This is a genomic window from Bacillus sp. L75 (assembly GCF_003676355.1).
In the GTDB taxonomy this organism is placed as follows: Bacteria; Bacillota; Bacilli; order Bacillales; family Bacillaceae; genus Bacillus; species Bacillus velezensis.
Window position 1 is genome coordinate 1 of record NZ_ML064908.1, and the last position, 24,586, is coordinate 24,586.

Sequence of the window (24,586 nt, forward strand, 5' to 3'; positions counted from 1 at the left end):
ATGCGTCAAGGAGGGCTTGTTTTTCTGTTTTATTCACCAATGAAAGCTCAGAAAGCTTCGCAGCCGGATTTTCCGCTGCGGCTTCTAACAGTTGAAGCCAGTAATGCTTCCATGTCTCTGCCGTTTCCGGTTTAAACAGCGCGGTGTTATATTCAAGCACAAACGTTAAACCTTCGTCTGTGTCCTCAGCCGTCATTGTCAGGTCAAACTTGGCTGTTTTTCTGTCAAACGGATGGTGCTTCAGCTCAATTCCTTCCATGACCAGATCTTCCGCATTTGCATTTTGCATTGAGAATACCGCATCAAACAGCGGATTTCTGCTCGTATCACGCTGCACCTCAACCTTTTGCAGAAGGTCTTCAAGCGGATAATCCTGCGCGTCAAATGCATGTAAAGCGGTTTGTTTTACTTCTTTAAGATAGTCCGTGAACGCTTTGTCCGCTTCCGGATACGTACGAAGCGCGAGTGTATTCACAAAAACACCGATGACGTTTGCGAGATCCGCATGTGACCGTCCCGCAACCGGCGAGCCCACAATGATGTCATGCTGTCCGCTCAGTTTTGAGAGAAAGGCGCTGTATGACGCCAGCAGCACCATGTACATGGTAGAATCCGTTTGTTTCGCAAGACTGCGAAGAGCCGACGTCTGTTCCTCAGTCAGAGAAAAGACCAGCTTGTCTCCTTCAAAGGTTTGCACGGCCGGACGGCTGTAATCAGCCGGCAGCGTCAATACCGGAAGCTCGCCGTCAAGCTCCCGAAGCCAATGCTCCTCCTGCTTGCGGTACTGCTCTGATTGAATAAATTTCTGCTGCCATACCGCATAGTCTTTATAATGAATCCGCAGCGGCTCAAGCGTTTCACCGCCATACAAACGGGACAGTTCATCTATCAGCACGCCGACTGAAGCGCCGTCCGAAATGATATGGTGCATGTCAAACAGCAGCAGGTGGTCATGTTCAGCCAGCTTGACCAGTCCCGTTCTGACGAGAGGAAGCTGATCCAGGCGGAACGGCCGGATAAAGCTCTGAATAATCCGTTCAGCATCTTCTTCAGAGGCTTCATAATATTCCATGTTGATATCAGCTTCCGTCCATATGCGCTGAACCGTTTCTCCATCCTGTATGTCAAATGTCGTTCTGAAGGCTTCATGGCGTTCTGTCAGCTGTTTCATGACGGATTTCAGCTTTTCTGCATCAAGCTTTCCTTTTAAGCGGAGCACAGACGGCATGTTATAGCTTGTTTCAGCGCCTTCCAGCTGCTGAAGCACGAACATCCGCTTCTGCGGTGAAGAAACCGGATACGTTTCCCGCTCGGCCGCCGGTGCGATGCTCTCAGCCGCCTTCCGCTCAGCCCCTTCAATCAGCTGCGCCAGCCCCGCGGCCGTCGGAGAAGTGAACAGATCCTTTAAGGTAAGCTGCGCGCCGAATGTCTTCTGGATAAGGGCCAGCAGTTTCATCCCCGCTAACGAGTGGCCCCCGATCTCAAAGAACTGGTCATGGACGCCGACCCGCTCCATTTGCAGCACCTCAGCCCAAATATCCGCCAGTTTTTGTTCTGTTTCATTGCGCGGCGCCGTATATGACACGGCATTCGCTGCGGTCACATCCGGCATTGGCAGCGCCCGCCTGTCGATTTTTCCGTTCCCTGTAAGAGGCAGTTCATCCAATTGAATAAAGACGGACGGAATCATATAAGCCGGAAGATCCTTCGCCGAATGCTCCCTCAGCTCCCGGGAAGAGATTTCCCTGAGGCCGACAACATACGCGCAAAGAAGTTTGTCACCCGCGCCCTGATCCACAGCGAGCACAATGCATTCCTGAATCTGGTCATGACTTTGAAGCTGATGCTCAATTTCGCCAAGCTCAATCCGCTGACCGCGGATTTTCACCTGATGGTCGATACGTCCGATAAACTCGATATCGCCATTCGGAAGCCATCTGGCCAAGTCGCCCGTTTTATACATCCGTTCACCTTCCTTAAACGGATGCTTTACAAATTTTTCTTCCGTCAGTTCAGGACGGTTGTAGTAGCCTTCTACGAGTCCTTCCCCGCTGACGCACAGCTCTCCCGCGATACCCGCCGGCTGAATGCGTCCGGCTGAGTTCATGATGAAGACTTCCGTATTGCTGACCGGTTTCCCGATCGGAACGGAGAGCGTATCCTCTTCAATGACATCCACCGGATGGTATGTCGCAAACACCGTGCTTTCTGACGGACCGTACATATGAAGCAGTCTTCCTTTTCCGACTGCCGCAAGCGCCTTTTTGACATGTTCTACAGACGCTCTTTCGCCCCCGAACATGATTTTCCGAAGCGTCGTCAGACAGGACGGCTCCATATCAACAAGCAGGTGGAACAGGGCCGTCGTAATCATCAGAATGCTGACGTTCTCCCGTTTGATCACACGGGACAGGCGTGACATATCCAGCACGGTATCTTTCGGGACGATCACAAGCTTTGCACCGTTTAACAGCGAACCGAACATATCAAACATAAAAGCGTCAAAAACGTAGTTTGACAGACCGAGCACTGTGTCCTCTTCAGAAACAGTCAAATAGTTCGTGTTTTTTACCGTCCGCAAAATGTTGGCATGTGTGACGATGTTTCCTTTCGGCGTTCCCGTCGTGCCTGATGTATAAGTGAGATTGGCAATCGTTTTGGAATCAAACGGCAATGCTGGATTGTGAGAGTCCTTTTCATAGCTCGCCTCATCATCAGCAAGCACAATGACGCCTTGAAAACCGGCCTTTTCCGCAAGCGGCTTGAGGCTTTGCTGAGTCAGGAGCACATTCGCCCTGCTGTCGCGGAAGAAATGCTGAATCCGCTGAACCGGATGCTCAGGATCAATCGGCACATAGGCGGACCCCGCTTTTAACACAGCCATAATGGAAACAATCATATCCATTGACCGTTCACACAGAACAGCCGCGGTTTTTCCGCCGCCTCCGACCGAAAGAATATGCCGCGCAAGCATGTTGGCGCGTTCATTCAGCTGCTGATACGACAGGGTTTCCCCTTCGAACTGTAGAGCCGTCCGGTCAGGGTTCTTTCGGACTTGTTCTTCAAAGATCTGCACGATCGTTTGATCTTTCGGGTATACCGTGCGTTCCGGGTTGAACCGCTGTAATTGATTCAAAGCCTCCCGTTCAGAAAGCAGATCATATTCGCTGATTTTCGCATCCGGCTGAGCTGCCGCGCTTTCCAGCAGACGGACATAGTGCGCAAGCATGCGATCCGCAGTTGAGCGCTTAAACAGCTTCGTGCAATAATCCAAATCAAGCGCAATGCCTTCCGCTGTTTCCCGAGCCTGCATTGTCAGATCGAATTTGGCGATATTGAAGTTTGTTTCATGAAGAGACAGCGTCAGATTACCGATCTCCGGAATTCCGTCGGAGGCGTTATGCAGACTGAACATCGTGTCAAATATCGGATGCCTGCTCATGTCCCGGGGCACGTTCAGTTCCTCGGTCAGCCACTCAAACGGATAATCCTGATGAGAAAACGCATCCAGCACCTGCTTGCGCACATGACCTAACAAGCCGGCAAATGTCTGATCCTGCTTCACGGAGCTTCGCAGCGCAAGCGTGTTGACAAACATCCCGATAAGCCCCTCGGTATCGGAGTGATTTCTTCCCGCTGACGGTGTTCCCACGATGATGTCTTCCTGTCCCGAATACTTAGAAAGCAGCGTATAGTATGCTGATAACAGCACCATGTAAAGGGTGGCTCCGTTTTTCTCCGCAAGCTTCCGCAGCCGTTCCCGCAGCATTTTCGGCAGCTTGGCGGACACGCGGTCACCTTCAAAGCTTTGCACCTGCGGCCGCGGATAATCAGGGAGCAGCTGAAGCACCGGCAGTTCGCCGCTGAAGACTTCTTTCCAGTACGCCCGCTCCTTCTTGTAGCCTTCTTTCGCCCGTTCCGCCTGCCATACGGCATAATCTTTATATTGAATGCGCAATTCAGGCAGCTGATTTCCGCCGTAGATGTCAGCCAGTTCCTTCAGCATGATGGAAATAGACACCCCGTCAGAAATCAGGTGATGCATATCAAACAGCAGCATATGGCGATTGTGACCGAGCGTTTGCAGGCCGATTCTGAACAGCGGCGCCTCAGATAAATCAAAACGGCGCACAAAGTCCTTCATGACCTGTTCATTCGTTCTTCCGCGCGCTTCGATCATTTCAATATGAAACGGAACATGCTCGCCAATCACTTGTCTCGGCGTGCCGTCCTCTGATTGAAACGATGTTCTGAGCGCTTCATGCCTGCTGATTAAGGCAGAAAATGCACGCTCAAGCTTTTCACGGTCTAAAGCGCCCTCAATCATGGCCGCAGCCGGCATGTTATATCCGACTCCCGCGTCTTCAAATTGGCTTGCGATATAAGTCCGCTGCTGAGCGAGCGAAAGCGGATAGCTCGCCTGCTTCTCAGCCGGCTCAATTGCACTGAATGCCGGTCCTTCGTTTCGGTTTTCCGCATAATCGGCAAGCGCCGCAATCGTCGGATGCTCAAACAAGTATTGCAGCGGAATTTCAACGCCCATTTGCTTATGAATTTTCGTCAGAAGCGTCATTGCCTTTAATGAATGACCGCCTGACTCGAAGAAATGATCATAAATGCCCGCCTTGTCCATTCCGAGAACTTCCTGCCAGATGACGGCAAGTGTTTCCTCCGTTTCATTTCTTGGCGCGGCATATTCAGATGAGCTGACAGCCTGCACATCAAGCGCAAACAGCTTTTTGCGGTCCGCCTTCCCGCTCGGCGTGAGTGGAATTTCGTCCGTTTTTGTAAAGTAAGCGGGCACCATGTAATCAGGAAGGTGCTTGGACACATACTCCCTGTACTCGGCAGGGTGAAACTCGGTTCCTTTTTCCTGAACGATATATGCGCAGACATCTAAGCTGCCCTGCTGATCCGGCCGTGCCAGCACGACGGCCTGCGCCGCGCCCGGGGCTTTTCTGAGCACCGTTTCAATTTCTCCCAGCTCAATGCGGTAGCCGCGGACTTTCACCTGATCATCTTCACGGCCGATATATTCGATCGTCCCGTCCGGCAGCCAGCGCGCCATATCACCCGTGCGGTACATGCGGCCGCTTCCGTTAAACGGGTCCTGCAAAAACTTCTCTGCGGTCAAATCCGGAAGATTTAAATAGCCGCGTCCTACACCGTCACCCGCGATATACAGCTCACCGGCCGTGCCGTCGGGCTGAAGCCGCTGGTGCTTATCCAATATATACAGACGGGCGTTGCCGAGCGGTTTTCCGATCGGAACGTACGCCGCCTGTTGATTCATTCCGTTATCCGCTGACATCTGATGCACGGACGCATCTACGCACGTTTCTGTCGGCCCGTAGACATTCGTCAGACGCGGCGTCCTGCCCGATTGATGAAAGAGCGTCATCAGCTGTTCAGCAACAGTCGCGGACAGACCCTCTCCCCCAATGAGCATGTGGCGCAATTCAATTCCGCTGACATCTCCCGCCGCAGCCATCATCTGCAGATGCGCAGGAGTTCCGTCAGTGGCTTCAATCCGGTTTTGACGATAATAGTCCAGCAGTGCCGAGCCATTCGTTACAGTCGTTTTCGGCACGATATAAAGCGTCTGTCCCAAAAGAAGCGAGGCAAATATCTGTTTGACGGACGCATCAAAATGAAACGGAGCCAAAAGCGCCATTCTTAACGTCTGCTCACCGCATTGATAAATCTCCTGCTGCAGTGATTGCACCAGATGATGAACTTGCCGGTGCTCAATCATCACGCCTTTCGGCCGCCCCGTTGTACCTGACGTGTAGATGATGTAAGCCAGCCAGTCTGATTGTGTGCTGACACCGTCCACAGCCGTCTCATACTGAACAGCCTCGTCAAAATCAATCCGTTCGGCATCCGCTGCAGGCGCCTGTATTCCGGCCTCCGTCAGAACAGCCTTCGCTCCGCTGTCCTCCAAAATGTACTGAATCCGATCCGCCGGAAAGTCAGGATCTATCGGCACATAGGCGCCGCCCGCTTTCAAAATTCCCAATATTGCCGCAATGACACGCTCAGAACGGCCAAGCAGCACCGCGACAGGAGAATCGGCTGATATCCCGGCTTGAAGAAGGCGTCCGGCAATACGGCCTGACTGTTCATGCAATGTGCGATAGGACAATGTTCGGCCTTCATACACAACCGCGGGTTTGTCAGACAGTGACTTCACTTTCTCTTCAAACAGCCCCGGTATCGTCATCTCTCCGCGGTAATTCACCGGATTGCCGGAGGCCCGTTTCAACAGCCGCTCTTTCTCGGATTCAGAAAGAAGAGTAAGTTCATCAATTATGCGATCAGGAGATGAAATCGCATCTTCAATCAGCGTGATCAAACGTTCAGAAACAGATTCAATCTCTTCCCCCTTGAAAATGTCGCTGCGATAGTCAAAATCAATTGTCAATTTCCCGGTGTCCCATCGTTCCTTCACATGAATTGAAATATCATTTGTACCGCTTCCGCTGAAAATAGGGTCTGTCAGGAAGGACAGATTCTCTTTTTTCTGCCACTGCATCACCTGGTACTCCAGAGCCACCGTAAACAATCTGCTCAGCGAACTTTTCGAAGCGCGCAAATCATTGACAAGCAGGTTATACGGATACTTTTGGTGGCGGAGAATTTTCATCAGATCCTTCATCCGGCCTTTAACGAATTCCAAGAACGACTGTCCTCCGTCAACGCTTGTCCGCACAGGCACCGTAGATACGAACATCCCGAGCATCTGCTTTTCTTTCGCATTCGTCCGGTTCCCCATAAACGTACCCGTGACAACGTCATCCCGGCCGGTCACTTTGTAGAGATAAGTGATCAGAGCTGACTGGAACAGAGATAGTACGCTGACTTTATGCTCCTCGCAGAATGAATGAATGCGGCCATATAAGTCGTGAGGAATTTCTTGAGAAAACCGTTTTGCATCAAGACCCGCATCTGCCTGGCTCCGTTTCAGGGACACAAGCTCCGGCACGGTCTCAAACTGCCCGTTCCAAAAATCCCGATCCTTTTTAAACCGCTTCGACTGCACATATTCCTGCTCTGTCAGCACGTGCTCGATAAAAGAAGGAATCTCCGTTTGTTCCTCACTTGCTCCGCCTGAGAGCTCCAAATAAATATCGGTAATCGCATTGCCCAGAATCGTCATGGAAATCCCGTCTGAAATAATGTGATGCACATTAGCGTAAAACCAGACCTCATTTTCACTGATCGTGTGCACGGAAAAACGGAATAAATCCTGATCATATAACGCCAGAGGCTTGCCAGCTTCTTCACGCCCCCATTTGGACAGCTCGTCCGCAGAGCAGCCGGCTTGCCTGATATCTGTGTGCCCGATAGAGAGCGGACGGTATTCGCTCACATATTGAACGGGCTCCCCCTCATCATCAAGCCGCAGCCGGATTCTCATCGACTCATACCGCCGGACGAATTCCTGTATCGCTTTCTCAACGTAATGAGCCTGTACGCCGTCTTCAGAAATGAGTTTCCCGAACCCGGCAAGATTTGAAATACTTGTGTTCGGATAGAATTTTTCTGTATACCAGATACGTTTTTGAGCATTTGTTAAAGGATAAAAAGTTATTTCCATATGTGTGCGCCTCCCCTTTTTAAGATAAAGATGTCAATTCTCCCTTAGAAACAGCCTCCCTCTATGTCCCTAACTCATTCTCAAGCCAAAAGAACCACTTACCTCCAAAAACGATCCCGATTCAATCACCGCCGAAATCCGTCATCCGTTCACCCGCGCAGTCCGAAATGCGGCATCAAATTTATGAGAAATCAAGACAAAAAGCCATTGATTGTAAGCACGAAAGGTTTACCTATTTCTGCATGTATTTCTATATATCTACTTACGTTCACTTTATATGAAAATATTGTTTTTATCACCGAAAAATGGGTGAAAAGTTTCATGCGGCACACCGAAAAAAATTCCGACAAATCCAGAGGGTATTTTGCGGCATCCCGCAATTTATTTTCAAAAATATTATTTACGTAAAATTAAAAATCTTTAAACTATAATGAAAATCTGTCGAATATCCAGTTATGGCAGAATGAAAAAAATTTACGTACGTAAGCTGACCCGGAAAAAAAAGCGCAAGAACCGAAACAGACAGTCCGAATGTTCGCAATATGATTTCATTAAACCGCAAAAAAAGCACTCTATTTTACATAGAGCACTTCAAAAAGATTCCTTTATTGCAGTTTTATCAATGTTGATTAATTCCATATAATCTTTTCCCCACTTATACATGGCGTCCAGAATCGGCATAAGGCTTTCTCCTTGCGCCGTTAAAGAATACTCCACTTTCGGAGGGACGACAGGGTAAACTTCCCTGTGAACGATCAGATCCTGCTCCAGCTCCCTGAGCTGATTCACAAGAATTTTGTGCGTAATATCCGGAATTAAAGCTTTCAGCTCATTAAACCGCTTCGTCCCTTCTTTTCCCAAGTGCCACATAATCAGCATTTTCCACTTCCCGCCTATCACGGCAAGCGTCAATTCCTTTTCGCAATTAAACGTTTTCTCATCCATTCGGCTCACGGACAATTCTCCTTCCTCTTACTTTTTGTACGGTCATCATCTATTCATACACGCTTACTTTTTCACACAACTTTCATCAGTTTATACTACCACGCAGTTTTGCTGAAACAAAGCGCATTGCCTGCGGGGACAGTATCCTCAAAGTAACTATTAGACTTCAAAGTGCGTACTTCTCAACATGCGGGGCACTCTATAGAATGGAAATACATAAAAAAGAGGAGTGGATATAAAGTGGAATTACAGCTGGCATTAGACTTAGTAAATATCCCGGAAGCAATTGAACTTGTGAAAGAGGTCGAACCATATATAGATGTTGTAGAAATCGGCACTCCCGTTGTCATTAATGAAGGACTGAAAGCCGTGCAGGAAATGAAAACAGCCTTTCCTCACTTGAAAGTGCTTGCCGATCTTAAAATCATGGATGCAGGCGGTTACGAGATTATGAAAGCGGCAGAAGCGGGAGCCGACATCATCACCGTTTTAGGAGCGACAGACGACTCAACGATCAAAGGGGCGGTTGCCGAAGCAAAAAAACAGCAGAAAAAAATCCTCGTCGACATGATTAACGTAAAAAACCTTGAAACACGGGCAAAAGAAATTGACCAGCTCGGTGTTGATTATATTTGTGTTCACACAGGTTATGATCTTCAAGCAGAAGGAAAAAATTCATTTGAGGAACTGACGGCGATTAAAAAAGCGGTCAAGAGCGCTAAAACCGCAATTGCCGGGGGCATTAAACTTGATACGCTTCCTGAAGCCATCAAACAAAACCCAGATTTAATCATTGTCGGCGGAGGCATTACGGGAGCTGACAATAAAGCGGATGCTGCTGCTAAAATGAAACAGCTGATCACACAAGGATCATGAAAACGACTGAATACTTACATGAAATACTAAATGAAATATCCCGCACCGCAGCATTAATATCCGACAGTGAAGCTGACAAGCTTGCGAATCAGATTTTATCGGCAGATCAAATCTTCACGTCCGGAGCGGGACGTTCCGGCTTTATGGCTAAAGCGTTCGCCATGAGGATGATGCACATCGGTCTGAACGCTTACATCGTCGGTGAGACGCTTACTCCTCCCCTCCAAGAAGGCGGTCTCGTCATCATCGGCTCAGGCTCAGGCGAAACAAAAAGTCTGCTTCATACAGCTGAAAAAGCCAAAAGCCTTAACGGCATCATCACTGCATTAACGATTAACCCCGACTCAAGTCTCGGCAAACTTGCGGATCTTACAATAACGATTCCCGGCTCTCCTAAGGAAGAGACCGGCGGAGACAGAAAGACGATTCAGCCGATGGGTTCTTTATTCGAACAAACTCTTCTGCTGTTTTACGATGCGGTTATTCTAAAAATCATGGAGAAAAAAGAATTGAATTCAGCAGACATGTTTACAAAGCATGCGAATCTGGAATGATTTGCTGACGGCCTTCTTATCAGATGGCCGTCTTTTTATCGTCTTGTTGCGCACGGTCATGCAGACCAAGGTTTTCGGGTCGGACACTCGCAGACGAAGATATCCTGCCGGTGAGCTTATCGCTATAATAAGTCAATTGACGATACACCCGCAACCGTTCATTTCTGAATAGGGAAACTGCAAAAAACACTTTCTGATTGAATTTTTAATGAATAAAGTTGATTTGTGCGGATGGTTTTACAGATATTCAGCTGAATTGCGGCTGAGAAATATATTTTAACAGCTTTACAGCCGGCCGATTCTGCTTTATTCTTGGACCAGCTTTACAGCAATTAAAACTGGAGGTGATTGATACTCTTGAAAACATTAAAAGCACTGCTGCTTGTTCTTATCATCATTGCCGGAGCAGTCGCGGCCCTGATCAAGGGTGATCTTTTCTCAGATAACGAGCAGACCGTTCAGAAGAGTCATTACGACAAAGTAATCTTATTTCCGTCCGATCGATATCCGGAAACAGCAAAGCATATTAAGGACGCGATAAAAGAAGGACATTCCAGCATATGCACCATTGACAGAGACGGAGTACATAAGCGGCGTGAGCAATCTCTTAAACATGTGCCCGTCAAAACGGGATACGATAGAGATGAATGGCCGATGGCGGTTTGTAAACAGGGCGGAAATAATGCCTCCGTAGAATATATTTCTCCGGCAGACAACCGCGGAGCCGGCTCTTGGGTCGGACACCAGCTTACCAATGATCCCGACGGAACGAGAGTATTATTTAAAATCAAGTAAAAAACAGGAGGAACAGCGCATTGAATAAATCATGGAAACCGCAAGAACTGGCCATTTCTTATCATCAATTTACAATCTTCCAAAAAGATTCAGAACCGCCTGTTATCGATTGGACCGATGAAGCCATTGAAAAAGGATATGCGGAAGCTGACGGAGCTGTTTCATTTGAGGCAAGGAGAAATACGAGGGCATTTATCGTCCTCAGGCTTAACACAAGTGAACCGGTACCATCCTATGAGAAAAAAGCGACTGTTCCCTTTGAGGCTGTAAAAGATGGAATTGAGATTGAAAGCGTGATGTCAAAGCGGCTTTCTTTTAATATTCCGAAAGGCCGATACAGCCTTACCTGTTATTCAGTGCCTGCCGAATTATCCGATCTTCATGCGGATACGTATATTATTGATGCAGCCGCAATGTAAAAGAAATCCCTGAGAGAATCTTATTTCTCTCAGGGAACTTTTATAAACTTTTACCGTTTGTTTCAATTACATTCTGGTACCAATAAAAACTTTTTTTCCTGATCCGTTTCAAATCCTTTTCATCTTCTTCATCTCGATTGATATAGACAAAACCGTAGCGTTTTTGATAGCCGTTCAGCCAGCTTAACAGATCCGTGAATGACCAGCTGCAGTAGCCGATGAGATGAACTCCGTCACTAATGGCCTCTCTGCACTGTTCAAGATGGGAGCGTAAATAGTCAATTCTGTAGTCATCCTGAATTGAGCCGTCTTCTTCTATTTTATCGAATTCCCCCAGCCCGTTTTCTGTTATAAAAACCGGCAGCTCATAGCGGCTCGTTATACGCCGGAGGCCGATGCGCAGACCTATCGGGTCAATCGTCCAATCCCAATTACTCGTCACGAGGTTCGGATTCTTTTTCGTTTTAAACAGACCCGGTATACCGGTATCCTGGTTTGTCCCTTTCTGACCAGTCGTGTTCATTTTCCCCTCCGATACACCATCAAGAGGATTTCTTTCGTACGTAATCGTCTGATAATAATTAACACCGATAAAATCCGGCTTGCCTTTTGCAAGCAATTCCATATCCCCGGCTTCAATGGCGGGCGCCCAGCCCTTTTCCTTTAAATAATTGAAAGGAATTTGCGGATAAGTCCCCCGGCAATACATATCAAGCCACCAATGGTTCATAAATTCCTCTGCGTTTTCAAATGCAGTTATGTCTTCAGGGTGACTTGTAAGCGGATAAGCCGGTGAATAAGCGAAGCTCGGGCCGATCATGCCGCCAGGAACATATTGTCTGAAGGATTCAATCGCTTTGGCATTAGCTAAAAATGCGATATGATTGGCTTCATAAAATCGTTTTCTGTCCTTTACGCCGGGCGGATGTGCAGCTGTAATAAACCCGTTATGAAAATTATAATTCTGCTCATTTAACGTGACCCAGTATTTCACCTTGCCGGCGAATCTTTTGTATAACGCAATGCAGTAATTATTAAAATCATCAATAATTTTTCTTGATTCAAAGCCGCCGTATTCATCCATCAGCGCCTGAGGCAAGTCCCAATGATAAAGAGTCAGCACCGGCTCAATATCGTTAGAAATCAATTCATCGATCAGGTCTTCGTAAAATGCGATCCCTGATTCGTTGATTTCCCCTCTGCCATTCGGAAAAATTCTCGGCCAGCTGACAGAAAAGCGGTAAGCTTTCAAACCCATTTCTGCCATCAAGGCGATATCTTCTTTATAACGCTCATAATGGCCGACTGCTGTATCGCCATTTGAGCCTTTAAACGTTTTACCCGGTATTTTCGTGAATAAGTCCCATACTGAAGGTCCTTTACCGTCTTTATTCCAGGCTCCTTCAACCTGATAGGCAGCCGAGGCTGACCCCCATAGAAATGTATCAGGGAACAGGCCCTGTTTTTTATGTATCATGTGTCTCATCCTCCTGATGCGTATGATATTGATATCATACGTTATGAAACGCGTTTCAGAGCAATCCCGATAAAAACAAAAAAGCATCCGGCTTGCCGGATGCTTAAGAATGATGATGCCGCTTTTCCAATTTATGAGGCGGAGGCTTCGGGACAAACCCATTTTGTTTCATCATGTTAAAGCGCCTGTCCATATGCTGTTTAATATGTTCTGCTTTTTCTTTCGGCAGGACCCCGTACTCAACATATTTGGATATGACATGTTTTCGTTTTTCGAGCACTTCTTTTTCAAGTGATTCAATTTCTTTTTTCTGCTGTTCCGTGAGTGACATGGTTGAAGGCATTTTTGTTCCGGCGGCGTGTGCCGGCATTGTGAAAACCATTGCTGTAATGAAAAACGCAGCTAAAGACAATGCAGCTTTTTTCATGACTCTTTCCTCCTTTAACGTTTGTTATATGTTGCTCCCTCATCCATTTTTTATGCAAAAAAAGAGCGAAATTATTCGCTCTTTTCAATCGATTCGTCCGGCAGCGCGTATGTGACATACGTTCCCGCTACAAAATCGTGGATTGACCGTCTGTCTTCTCTCATTCCGACCATGAATGCGCTCACGATCACACCGATTCCAAACGTCACGCCATATATCAGGCCGCCCACAAGCACTCTCAAAATCATAGTGAGGAAGCCTACCTGAGTGCCGTCTTTTTTGACGATGCGGATACCGCAGATCTTTTTGCCGATAACATAACCGTTCCAGTATACAGGGAGCAAAATAGCATAAAGAGTCAAAATGATGCTGATCATTGTGCTCTCATTCGGATCTTTTCCTGTTGCCAGCATAAAAATAATCGCCAAAGGCACTGAAGTAATTAAATAGTCGAGTACCACGGCTCCCAATCTGATCCAAAATCCCGCCGGTCTGTAAATATTCATCGTGTTTCTCCTCGCTATGGCTTTAAAATCACTTTAATGTTGCCATCTTCTTTTTTGTCAAATATATCATATGCAGCAGGAGCTTCCGCAAGACTCATTTTGTGTGTAATGATATCCGTCGGATCAATTTCATTTTGTTCGATCATTTGATACAGCATCGGCATCAGATGAATAACGGGTGCCTGGCCCATTTTTAAAGAAACGTTGCGTGTGAAAAAATCACCGAGCGGAAAGCCGTCCGCTTCAGAAATGTATGCGCCCGTGAGCTGCACGGTTCCGAACTTCTTAACGGCTTCTGATGCTGTAAGAATCGGACTGATCGTTCCGAACTGATTCGGTTTTTGCTCTGTTTTTTCTTTTGAAAGCGGCGTGCCGTCCATTCCGACACAATCAATCACTACATCCGCGCCCCCTGACGTTTGTTCATGCAGCAGTTTCCCGATCTCATCATGTTCTGAAAAATTGAAGGTCTCTGCTCCGTTTATGCGTCTCGCATGTTCAAGGCGGTGCGGGACTTGATCAACTGCGATAACCCGGTTAGCTCCTTTTTTCCACGCGAATTTTTGCGCCATTAAGCCGATCGGACCTGATCCCAGAATCACGACTGTATCTCCTTTTTTCACTCCGCTGTGCTGGACGCTCCAAAAGGCGGTCGGCATGACATCTGACAGAAGCAGCACCTGCTCATCTTCAAGCTCACTGTCTGCCGGAACCAGAAAAGAAGAGAAATCAGCATAAGGAACACGTAAATATTCAGCCTGCCCGCCGGGATAATTACCGTTAAACTCCGAAAAACCGAATAAGCCGCCGGCATCTGTATGAGGATTTGGATTAGATTCATCACACTGGCTTTCCATCTGGTGCTTGCAATAATGACATTCTCCGCAGCCGATGTTAAAAGGAATCACGACCCGGTCGCCTTTTTTCAGCTTTTTGACTTGACTGCCCGTTTCTTCAACGATTCCCATCGGCTCATGCCCGACGATATAACCCGGATCGGCGGGTATTCCGTTTTTATATAAATGAAGGTCTGAACCGCATATCCCGGTTGCGGTGATTCGAACGATGACATCTCTCTCATCTTGAATGGCGGGTGCCGGGACTTCTTTCACTTCCATATGTTCTTTTCCTTGGTATGTCAGTGCTTTCACACTTGGTCAGCTCCTTTTTCATCACTCCTTCCCTTTTCACCTGCTTCTAAACTTGGCCGGTATGTTATTCGGCCCGCTGAATATCCCATTGAAAAGGTTCTTCAAGCTGCGACCAGTCGGAATCGAACTCAGACGGCGTGAGCAGGCACTGATCCAATTCCTTTGTAATGGCTGCTTCATCTAAATCTGTTCCGATAAACACCAGGTTCGTATGACGGTCTCCGAATTGGTCGTCCCAATCTTCCAGAATCTCCGGTTCCTGCTGTTTGATCTGCTCCTGCTCAAGTTTCGGCATTGCCGCCACCCAATAAGAAACAGGCTCAATCGAAACCGCCGGACCCGCCTGAGACATCAGCAGCGCAAGGCTGTTGCGGGTTGCGCACCAAACAATTCCTTTTGCGCGCACAATGCTGTCAGGCATTGATTGATGCAGCCAGCTATCAAAACGAGCGGTATGAAACGGCAGACGCCGCGAGTACACAAACGAAGTGATGCCGTACTCTTCCGTTTCCGGAGTGTGCGCTTCATGACCTGCCGTCAGCTCCTTTATCCATCCTGCTGATGAACTCGCTTCCTCAAACTCAAATAAACCGGTATTCAATATGCATTCGGCAGGCACTTCTCCGCGGACGGACCGGATCAGTCTGGCGCGGGGCTGTAATGCGCGAAGGACCGTTTCCAGCTGTTCAAGCTCTTTTTCGCCCACCATGTCGCATTTATTTAAAATGAGTACATCACAAAACTCGATTTGGTCAATTAATAAATCGGCAATCACCCGTTCATCCTCTTCTCCTACCGCTTCCTTCCGGTCAAGAAGGCTGTCACCGGACTGGAAATCATGCCAGAAGCGGTTTGCATCCACCACGGTCACCATTGTGTCCAGCCTGCAGAATGTTGTCAGATCAATGCCCATTTCTTCATCTATATAAGAAAATGTCTGGGCAACGGGAATCGGTTCGCTGATCCCTGTTGATTCAATCACAATATAATCAAATCTGCCGTCTTTCGCGAGTTTCTCAACTTCGACTAATAAATCTTCACGCAGCGTGCAGCAGATACAGCCGTTGGATAATTCTACGAGTTTCTCATCCGTCCTTGACAAGCCGCCTCCCTGCTTCACCAAGCCCGCGTCTATATTTACTTCGCTCATGTCATTGACGATGACGGCAATTTTTAAACCGTTGCGGTTTTGTAAAATATGATTCAAAACGGTCGTCTTTCCGGCACCAAGATAGCCGCTCAATACTGTAACCGGAATTTTTTTCATAAAATAGCCTCCTGACAAAATAGAATGATTACGATTTATACCCCGCACCTGCCTTATTATCATCATGATGTACATTATTATAAATCGTAATCGTTACTATTTATTCTGATGTATTCTCCGTTTAAAATCAAGTGAAAAATAATCAATCATAAAAAAGACACGCTGTCATACGTGTCTTCCGCCCAAACTTAAACATCCGCAGGACTGTTTTCAGTGCCACAGCTTTTTCTCCAAAAATAGCCTGCGGCCAGAACAAGCACAAATGCGAGCAATGTGATACATGAGAAAGAGATAAAACCGATCGCATAAGTTCCCGTCATCTGCTTCAATGATCCTAAAATATTCGGAAGGAAAAAACCCCCTATGCCGCCGGCTGCTCCGACGATTCCCGTCACCATTCCGATTTCTTTTGCAAAGTGCTGAGGGACAAGCTGAAATACCGCTCCGTTGCCCATACCGAGCGCCATCATTCCGATAAACAGCAGAACGATCACCGTTGAAAGCGGAGGCAGGCTGCTGACTCCCGCCATACACAGAGCCGCGATGACAAACAGTACAGCCAGAACTTTCGCACCTCCCGCCCGGTCTGAAATCCAGCCTCCTGCAGGGCGAAAAAAACTGCCCGCTGCGACACATATTGTGACGAAATCACCGGCATGGATTTTTGACAATTGATATTGATCAACGAAAAAAATCGCCAAAAAACTTGATAATCCCACAAAACCTCCGAAAGTGACGCCGTACAGAAGACAGAAACACCATGTTTCCTTCTGCCTGAACACGTGAAGGTAGTTTTTAAGCGGCTGCGGTGCGGGCTGTGCAGGAGAGTCCTTCGCCATGACGATAAACAGTATAAAAACGATCATCAACGGAAGAAGCGCAATTCCCATTACACTGTGCCACCCAAACTGTTCCGCAAGGCGGGGACCGAACAATGTCGCAAACAAAGTGCCGCTGTTGCCGGCACCTGCTATCCCCATTGCAAGCCCCTGCAAGTGAGGCGGATACCACCGGCTCGCCATCGGAAGCGCAACAGCAAAACTTGCGCCCGCTACGCCCAGCAGAATGCCGATCGCATACAGCTCAGTCAAAGAACGGCCGCCGAATGCCCCCCAAAGCAGCGGGATCATCGTGATCAGCATCCCGATCACGGCTGTTTTCTTCGGCCCGATCCTGTCCGTTAACACACCTAAAATGATCCGAAACACAGATCCTGATAAGATCGGCAGAGCCACGACAAACCCTTTTTCAAAAGAAGATAACCCGAAATCCTGAGAAATATAAACGCCGAGCGCCCCCAGCATTACCCAAATCATAAAACTCACATCAAAATATAAGAAGGAACAGAGCAGAGTGAGCGGATGACCGCTTGTTTTTAATTCCGACAGCTTCATAACATTCTCCTTTCCGGTCTTCTATCATTTCAAATTGCTGAATCAAGAATATATGACGGGCATTCACCGGAAAAGACATGTGTAAGATAATGCGACACATTTAATGCGTTAATCAGGCAATGTGCCATAATTTCTCATAGAGAAGCAATCTTACTGGCAGCTGCAAAGGAGGTTTGGCGAATGAAGAAACAACGATTAATTGCAGCAGGGAACGGAATGGCCGGAATCCGCTGTATTGAACACATTTTAAAGATGAACCGTGACATGTTTGAGATTGTCATTTTCGGAAGCGAACCTCATCCCAATTACAATCGCATTCTCTTATCCTCCGTTTTACAAGGTGAGGTTTCGCTTGATGACATTACGCTGAATAGCCGCGAATGGTACGAAAAAAACGGAATTACGCTTTACACGGGAGAAACGGTTGTACACATTGATACAGAACGGCAGGTTGTCACAACGGATCGAAAGCGCAGCATGACTTACGATCAAATCATCCTTGCAACGGGCTCCTCTCCTTATATTCTCCCCATACCCGGAGCAGATAAAGAAGGTGTGTACGGCTTTCGGACAATAGAAGACTGCCAATCCCTTATCAATGCGGCCGGCCGGTATCAAAAGGCGGCGGTCATCGGCGCCGGTTTATTAGGTCTTGAAGCGGCCGTCGGCTTACGGCAGCTCGGCATGGACGTCAGCGTCATTCACCACTCTTCCGCCATTATGCAAAAACAGCTTGATCCAACGGCATCCCGCCTGCTGCAGAAAGAGCTGGAACGAAAAGGCTTAGTCTTTCTTTTAGAGAAAGACACGGCATCCATTACAGGGAACTCACGGGCGGAAGGCATCCGTTTCAAAGACGGTTCTTCCATAGAAGCAGACCTGATTGTCATGGCCGCCGGTGTGAGGCCCAATATCCGATCGGCTGCATCTGCCGGACTTTCAGTGAACCGAGGAATCATCGTCAATCAATTCATGCAGACGAACAAACCGAATGTGTATGCCGTCGGTGAATGCGCGGAGCATGACGGGATTGTATACGGATTGGCGGCGCCGCTTTATGAACAGGGAAAAGTGCTCGCGCAGCATCTATGCGGCGTCCCGTGCGAAGGGTTTCAAGGCTTTGCACAATCTGCAGCCTTAAAAATAGCCGGTATTGATGTATGGTCGGCAGGAAAGGTGCACGAGGATGAGCACACAGCCGGCATATTGTTCCATGATGAGCATGCAGGCATCTACAAAAAAGCGCTCTTTGAGGACGATAAACCGGCCGGCTTTATTTTATTCGGGGACACGCGCGGTAAACAGCGGCTTCTCGACAGTCTTGTGAAGCAAAGAGATATTTCCATCGTGAAAAAACAGCTCATGGAACCGGATCAAGGCGGTATATCCTTTGAATCCATGCCTCCTCATGAAACCATTTGCCAATGCAGCTCAGTGACCAAGGGCTCCATTGAAGAAGCGGTGAACAAATATGGCTTAAAAACCGCGGAGGAAGTGAAGCACATGACAAAAGCGTCCGGGTCTTGCGGAGGATGCAGGCCGCTCGTTGAAGACTTGCTGAAGTATATGGCGAGCGATGATTACACAAAACCCTCCCGCCAGCCTTCGTTTTGCGGCTGCACCGATTTGACGGAGGAAGAAGTCATCGCCGAACTTCGGCGCCGTCCGTTCACTGATGCCGCCGAGGTGATGAAAGTGATCGGCTGGAAAACAGAAAACGGCTGCCGCATTTGTATTCCGGCGCTTCACTACTACCTAAAAAGGATGCGGCCTGATTTTATGCAGTTCAATGAAATATCGGCAGAAGAGACATGCACCCTGATTCCGCAAATGTACGGCGGACTGACAAGTGCCGCAGAGCTCAAAAACATCGCAAACGTCATTGAAACATACGGCATCCCCGGCGTTTCGATGACTGACAGTCACCGGCTGAGGCTTTCCGGAATCAGGCCAACTGACCTTGCAAGCATCAGAAAAGCACTGAACATGCCGGTTTTCTCCCCCCGGCACCGCAGGACGATTCAAATCAGAGCATGTACGTGCGGACAGCATCGCTCCTTTCAAGAGCTGGCAAGCAAGATTGAACGAGATACCGACACGCTTGCCGTCCCCGCTTATATATCCGTCAGCTTGTCATGTGAAAACAATTGCACCGATGCTTACATTCAGGATATCGGCGCGCTTCAGACACAAACTTGCTGGGAAATTTATATCGGGGGCGTCCGCGGAAAACAAGCCCGCGCCGGCAGCCTTTTTTGTGTGACGGATAACGAAGACAGTACCGCCGCTATGATGAAAGGCCTTATTCAATATTATCGCGAAACGGCTCACTACAACGAAGCGATTTATCAATGGGTTGACAGACTCGGCCTCGTCCATATCAGAGAAATGCTGTTTGAAGAAGATATGCGGACACAGCTTCTGAAAAATCTCCGTTCAGACATCTCCCTGCTGCAAAACCTGTCTGCCGGGAAAACGCCATACGAAAGGATGAAGCTTTTTGACTGAACCGATGCTCCGTTATTTCCGTGACAAACTGCAAGATGTCCAATCGGAAAAAACATATGAGACGCAATGCCCGTTCTGCAGCATGCAATGCAAAATGCAGCTTACGGAACAAACCTTCGCGGCACGGAAGAAATACACTGCAATCGGCATTGATAATCCGACGACACATGGCCGTTTATGTACAAAAGGCATGAATGCCCATCAGCATGCCGTGCACTCTTCCCGCATTACACGCCCCCTGCTTAAAAAAAACGGTGAATTTGTGCCTGTCTCTTGGGCTGAAGCACTGAATCGCATTAAGGAACAAATCAATCTGATCCAAACCGAACACGGCAATGATGCGATGGCCGTCTATGGGAGCGCCTCAATTACAAATGAAGAAGCCTATCTGCTTGGAAAGTTCGCACGGGTCGGCTTACAGACGAAATACATCGATTACAACGGGCGGCTCTGTATGTCTGCCGCAGCAACGGCGGCCGGCCAGACATTCGGCGCGGACAGGGGCCTGACGAATCCATTATCGGACATTCCGCATACACGTGTCATCATCCTGACAGGCACCAATATCGCCGAATGCCAGCCGACGATCATGCCGTATTTTGATAAAGCGAAAGAAAACGGGGCTTACATTATCGCCATTGATCCCCGGGAAACGGCGACGACCAAAATAGCCGATCTTCACCTGAAAATCAAGCCCGGTACAGACGCCGCCTTGGCAAACGGACTCGTCAAAATCTGCATTGACGAACAGCTTACAGACAAAGACTTTATCCGCACACGAACAAACGGATTCGATAAGCTCAAACGGCATACCGACGCTTTGGATCTGAAAGAGATCTCCGAGCAGACAAGTGTTCCTTTGGAGCATATACGAAAGGCCGCCGTGAAGTTTGCCAAGGAAACATCCGGCATGCTGTTTACAGCGCGGGGGATCGAACAGCAGACTGACGGTACCGCGGCAGTGAAAGCTTTCTTAAATATAGTGCTGATCACGGGAAAAATCGGCAAGCCCTTCTCAGGTTACGGGGCGATTACCGGTCAAGGCAACGGACAAGGCGCGAGAGAACACGGCCAAAAAGCGGATCAGCTTCCGGGCTACCGTTCTATCGAAATTGAAGAACACCGGGCGCATATTGCGAAGGTGTGGGGGATTCATCAGGATGAGCTGCCGCGAAAAGGCGTCTCAGCCTATGAAATGATAGAAAAAATAGATAGCGGCGACATCAAAGGATTGTTTCTCATGTGTTCCAATCCGGCTGTTTCCGGCCCAAATGCGAATTTCGTCAAGCAGGCAATCAAGAAACTGAGATTTTTTGTCGCAGTTGACTTATTTATTTCTGAGACCGCGGCATTCGCGGATGTGATTTTACCCGCCTCCTCTTATTTGGAAGACGAAGGCACGATGACAAATGTAGAAGGCCGCGTGACATTAAGAGAAGCGAGCCGCACCTGTCCCGGAGAAGCGAAACATGATTGGCAGATCATCTGTGACATTGCCTCGGCTCTTGGTAAAGGGCATTATTTTCCCTATACCTCGTCGGAGGAAATCTTTAACGAACTGAGAGAAGCGAGCCGCGGCGGAATCGCTGATTACGCAGGCATCACCTATGACAGGCTCAGGCGGGAAGGCGGCATTCAGTGGCCATGTCCTGAAGCGGATCACCCCGGAACCGGGCGATTGTTTGAGTACTCATTTGCCCATCCTGATCACAGAGCTGAATTAAGCGTGATTCCAAATGAACCGGCCGTCCCGAAAGAGAAACCGAGCGCCGGCTATCCGCTTTATTTAACCACAGGAAGGGTGATGTCTCATTACTTAACGGGTGTCCAAACGAGAAAAAGCTCCGCCCTGGCTGCAAGACATTTCGAATCCTTTGTGGAAATCCATCCAAAAACGGCGGCCGACTATCATATCGAAGACCGTGTTCTCGTGAAAATAGAATCCCCCCGGGGCAGCATCACGGTCCGGAGCAGATGGTCGGAGAAAGTACGAAAAGACACGTTGTTTGTTCCCATCCATTGGTCTGACACGCAAAACGTCAACGATTTAATTGGTGAAGCCTTGGACCCGGACTGTAAAATGCCCGGTTTTAAGATGTGCGCGGTACGAATCAGCCCTATATAATTTTTCATAAAATTTTTAGATTTTTTAGTATTTTTTGTTACATTTCATAACATGCATCTTAAATATTTGTTTTTGCTGTGCTACGCTAAAAAAAACAAAGATAAGGAGCGGATCATCTGATGGGAAAAAAACAGCTAGTTCTTGTTGGAAATGGAATGGCCGGGGTAAGAGCGATTGAAGAAATACTGCGTGTTTCAAAAGACGAATTCGAGATTACAATATTCGGGGCCGAACCTCATCCCAACTATAACCGAATCCTTCTGTCAAAAGTGCTGCAAGGCGATACCGACATTCAAGACATTACGTTAAACGATTGGAACTGGTACAAAGAAAACAACATTCAGCTGTATACCGGTGAAACAGTCATCAAAGTCGACACGGAAAACAAAACCGTCATCACCGATGCAGACAGAATCCAGCCTTACGATGAACTCATCCTGGCGACAGGCTCTGTCCCTTTTATCCTTCCGATTCCGGGCGCAGACAAACAAGGCGTCACGGCATTCCGGGATATAAAAGATACAGACACGATGCTCGCCGCGTCAAAACAATATAAAAAAGCAGCCGTCATCGGCGGAGGACTGCTTGGTTTGGAAGCCGCACGCGGACTGCTGAATCTCGGAATGGACGTGTCTGTCATCCACCTCGCCCCATTCCTGATGGAGCGCCAGCTTGACGCAGCGGCGGGACGCCTGCTGCAAAACGAATTAGAAAAACAAGGCATGACCTTTTTCCTTGAAAAGCAAACCGAAGAAATTCTCGGTACTGACCGTGTCGAAGGCGTACGCTTCAAAGACGGCACAAGCATCGAAGCTGACCTGGTCGTCATGGCGGTCGGCATCCGCCCGAATACACAGCTTGGCACAGAAAGCGGCATTCCGGTAAACCGCGGCATCATCGTCAACGATTATATGCAGACTGACATTCCGCACATTTACGCGGTCGGTGAATGTGCCGAGCACCGCGGAATCGCATACGGTCTTGTGGCGCCGCTCTATGAACAGGCAAAAGTGCTGGCCAAACATATTTGCGGCATTGAAACAAAACCGTATGAAGGCTCCGTTCTCTCCACTCAATTAAAGGTATCAGGCGTCGAAGTCTTCTCTGCCGGTGACTTTAACGAATCAGAGGACAAAAAAGCGATTAAAGTGTTCGATGAGCAGGACGGCATTTATAAAAAAATCGTCCTGAGGGGCAATCAAATTGTCGGCGCTGTTTTGTTCGGCGACAGCAGCGAGGGCGGCCGCCTGTTTTCTATGATTCAAAAAGAAGCCGATATCTCCGAAACTTCCAAAATATCAATCTTACAGCCTCTTGATCAGGAAGCAGGCGCAAGCATGACCGCGGCGATGAGCGACGATGAAATCATCTGCGGATGCAACGGCGTTTCAAAAGGCGCGATTATTCAAGCCATTCAGGAAAAAGGCTGCACATCTACGGACGAAATCAAAGCATGCACCGGGGCATCCCGTTCCTGCGGAGGCTGTAAACCGCTCGTGGAAGACATTCTTCAATATACACTGGGCTCAGAATTTGACGCGTCCGCGCAAAAAGAAGCGATTTGCGGCTGCACATCACTGTCGAGAGATGAAGTCGTAGAAGAAATCAAAGCCAAAGGGCTGTCCCATACAAGAGAAATCATGAACGTGCTCGGCTGGAAAACGCCGGAGGGCTGCTCCAAATGCCGTCCTGCCCTCAACTACTACTTAGGCATGATTAATCCGGCTACATACGAGGATGACAGAACATCCCGTTTTGTGAACGAACGGATGCACGCCAATATTCAAAAAGACGGAACATACTCAGTCGTTCCCCGGATGTACGGCGGCGTGACCAACTCTCAGGATCTCCGCAAGATCGCCGATGTCGTCGACAAATATGAGATCCCGCTCGTTAAAATGACAGGCGGCCAGCGAATTGATCTCATCGGCGTCAAAAAAGAAGACCTGCCGAAAGTATGGGCCGAGCTTGATATGCCTTCAGGCTACGCGTACGGAAAAACACTCCGCACGGTAAAAACGTGCGTAGGCGAACAATTCTGCCGCTTCGGCACGCAAGACTCCATGGCACTGGGCATTGCGCTTGAGAAAAAATTCGAAGGGCTCAATACGCCTCATAAGGTCAAAATGGCCGTGTCCGCCTGCCCGCGGAACTGTGCGGAATCAGGTATTAAAGACCTTGGCGTTGTCGGCATCGACGGAGGCTGGGAGCTTTATGTCGGCGGAAACGGCGGAACCCATTTGCGCGCCGGTGATTTGCTGATGAAAGTAAAAACGAATGAAGAAGTCTTAGAATATGCGGGTGCTTACCTTCAGTACTACAGAGAAACGGCAAACTATCTGGAGCGGACATCCGCATGGCTTGAGCGCGTCGGTTTATCTCATGTCCAATCCGTATTAAACGATCCGGAAAAACGGCAGGAGCTCAACGACAGAATGAATGAGACACTCTCTGTCCACAAAGATCCGTGGCAATACTTCCTTAAAGATAAAAAAGCATCTAAAGATCTATTCGAAAATGTCGTCACGACTTCATAAAACAG

General features: G+C 48.3%; 15 protein-coding genes. 7 read left to right on the forward strand and 8 right to left on the reverse strand.

Annotated elements, in window-relative coordinates:
• Together srfAA and hxlR are read right to left on the reverse strand one after the other, a co-directional pair.
• Positions 1–7,600, reverse strand: a 7,600-nt coding sequence (gene srfAA / locus D5S11_RS13475) for a surfactin non-ribosomal peptide synthetase SrfAA (protein ID WP_128424631.1), incomplete at its 3' end; no start/stop codon positions are given.
• A gap of 591 nt (positions 7,601–8,191) precedes the next feature.
• Positions 8,192–8,554: a transcriptional activator HxlR gene (hxlR, locus tag D5S11_RS13480; protein ID WP_007409352.1), complete on the reverse strand. Its 363-nt coding sequence runs from the start codon at positions 8,552–8,554 to the stop codon at positions 8,192–8,194.
• A gap of 231 nt (positions 8,555–8,785) precedes the next feature.
• On the opposite strand from hxlR, the gene hxlA reads away from it, so the two are divergent.
• The 4 genes from hxlA to D5S11_RS13500 all read left to right on the forward strand — a co-directional run bounded on the left by hxlA (position 8,786) and on the right by D5S11_RS13500 (position 11,189).
• Entirely contained in the window at positions 8,786–9,421 is a 636-nt protein-coding gene (gene hxlA, locus D5S11_RS13485; protein WP_015239130.1) for a 3-hexulose-6-phosphate synthase, read from the forward strand.
• Complete coding sequence (gene hxlB, locus D5S11_RS13490) at positions 9,418–9,975, forward strand: 6-phospho-3-hexuloisomerase (protein ID WP_015239129.1); 558 nt, start codon at positions 9,418–9,420, stop codon at positions 9,973–9,975. The genes hxlA and hxlB overlap by 4 nt, the downstream gene beginning before the upstream one ends.
• Before the next feature lie 357 nt (positions 9,976–10,332).
• Positions 10,333–10,770: a NucA/NucB deoxyribonuclease domain-containing protein gene (locus D5S11_RS13495; RefSeq protein ID WP_032867344.1), complete on the forward strand. Its 438-nt coding sequence runs from the start codon at positions 10,333–10,335 to the stop codon at positions 10,768–10,770.
• 20 nt (positions 10,771–10,790) lie between these two features.
• The gene (locus D5S11_RS13500; protein WP_015239128.1) at positions 10,791–11,189 is read left to right on the forward strand and encodes a competence protein ComJ; all 399 of its coding nucleotides are present in this window, start codon (positions 10,791–10,793) and stop codon (positions 11,187–11,189) included.
• Between the two features lie 40 nt (positions 11,190–11,229).
• On the opposite strand, the gene D5S11_RS13505 is transcribed toward D5S11_RS13500, so the two are convergent.
• The 6 genes from D5S11_RS13505 to D5S11_RS13530 form a co-directional block, all read right to left on the reverse strand.
• Positions 11,230–12,666 (reverse strand): glycoside hydrolase family 1 protein, encoded by a 1,437-nt coding sequence (locus D5S11_RS13505; RefSeq protein WP_007409356.1) that lies wholly within the window; start codon positions 12,664–12,666, stop codon positions 11,230–11,232.
• 103 nt (positions 12,667–12,769) lie between these two features.
• On the reverse strand, positions 12,770–13,048 hold the full coding sequence (locus tag D5S11_RS13510) for a YckD family protein (protein ID WP_263612330.1): 279 nt from the start codon (positions 13,046–13,048) through the stop codon (positions 12,770–12,772).
• 116 nt (positions 13,049–13,164) lie between these two features.
• Complete coding sequence (locus D5S11_RS13515) at positions 13,165–13,599, reverse strand: RDD family protein (protein WP_007409358.1); 435 nt, start codon at positions 13,597–13,599, stop codon at positions 13,165–13,167.
• 14 nt (positions 13,600–13,613) lie between these two features.
• Positions 13,614–14,750 (reverse strand): zinc-dependent alcohol dehydrogenase, encoded by a 1,137-nt coding sequence (locus tag D5S11_RS13520; protein WP_007409359.1) that lies wholly within the window; start codon positions 14,748–14,750, stop codon positions 13,614–13,616.
• A 64-nt stretch (positions 14,751–14,814) separates the two neighbouring features.
• Positions 14,815–16,017: a GTP-binding protein gene (locus D5S11_RS13525; RefSeq protein ID WP_042634803.1), complete on the reverse strand. Its 1,203-nt coding sequence runs from the start codon at positions 16,015–16,017 to the stop codon at positions 14,815–14,817.
• A 188-nt stretch (positions 16,018–16,205) separates the two neighbouring features.
• Entirely contained in the window at positions 16,206–17,411 is a 1,206-nt protein-coding gene (locus tag D5S11_RS13530) for an MFS transporter (protein ID WP_094032057.1), read from the reverse strand.
• 180 nt (positions 17,412–17,591) lie between these two features.
• Here D5S11_RS13530 and nirB point away from each other — a divergent pair, with 180 nt between their 5' ends.
• The 3 genes from nirB to nasD all read left to right on the forward strand — a co-directional run bounded on the left by nirB (position 17,592) and on the right by nasD (position 24,581).
• The gene (nirB, locus tag D5S11_RS13535) at positions 17,592–19,919 is read left to right on the forward strand and encodes a nitrite reductase large subunit NirB (RefSeq protein ID WP_108725173.1); all 2,328 of its coding nucleotides are present in this window, start codon (positions 17,592–17,594) and stop codon (positions 19,917–19,919) included.
• Positions 19,912–22,044 carry an assimilatory nitrate reductase catalytic subunit NasC gene (gene nasC / locus D5S11_RS13540; RefSeq protein ID WP_108725174.1) on the forward strand — a complete coding sequence of 711 codons (2,133 nt, stop codon included), beginning with the start codon at positions 19,912–19,914 and terminating at the stop codon, positions 22,042–22,044. Before nirB ends, nasC begins: the two co-directional genes overlap by 8 nt.
• Positions 22,045–22,163: 119 nt before the next feature.
• Positions 22,164–24,581, forward strand: a complete 2,418-nt coding sequence (nasD, locus tag D5S11_RS13545) for an NADPH-nitrite reductase (RefSeq protein ID WP_108725175.1) — start codon at positions 22,164–22,166, stop codon at positions 24,579–24,581.
• Positions 24,582–24,586 lie beyond the last annotated feature (5 nt).

Coding starts and splice junctions, on each gene's coding strand:
- D5S11_RS13515 (WP_007409358.1), bottom strand. CDS start 13,599: ATGAATATTTACAGACCGGCGGGATTTTGGATCAGATTGGGAGCCGTG.
- hxlB (WP_015239129.1), top strand. CDS start 9,418: ATGAAAACGACTGAATACTTACATGAAATACTAAATGAAATATCCCGC.
- D5S11_RS13530 (WP_094032057.1), bottom strand. CDS start 17,411: ATGAAGCTGTCGGAATTAAAAACAAGCGGTCATCCGCTCACTCTGCTC.
- D5S11_RS13505 (WP_007409356.1), bottom strand. CDS start 12,666: ATGATACATAAAAAACAGGGCCTGTTCCCTGATACATTTCTATGGGGG.
- nasD (WP_108725175.1), top strand. CDS start 22,164: ATGGGAAAAAAACAGCTAGTTCTTGTTGGAAATGGAATGGCCGGGGTA.
- nirB (WP_108725173.1), top strand. CDS start 17,592: ATGAAGAAACAACGATTAATTGCAGCAGGGAACGGAATGGCCGGAATC.
- D5S11_RS13510 (WP_263612330.1), bottom strand. CDS start 13,048: ATGGTTTTCACAATGCCGGCACACGCCGCCGGAACAAAAATGCCTTCA.
- D5S11_RS13525 (WP_042634803.1), bottom strand. CDS start 16,017: ATGAAAAAAATTCCGGTTACAGTATTGAGCGGCTATCTTGGTGCCGGA.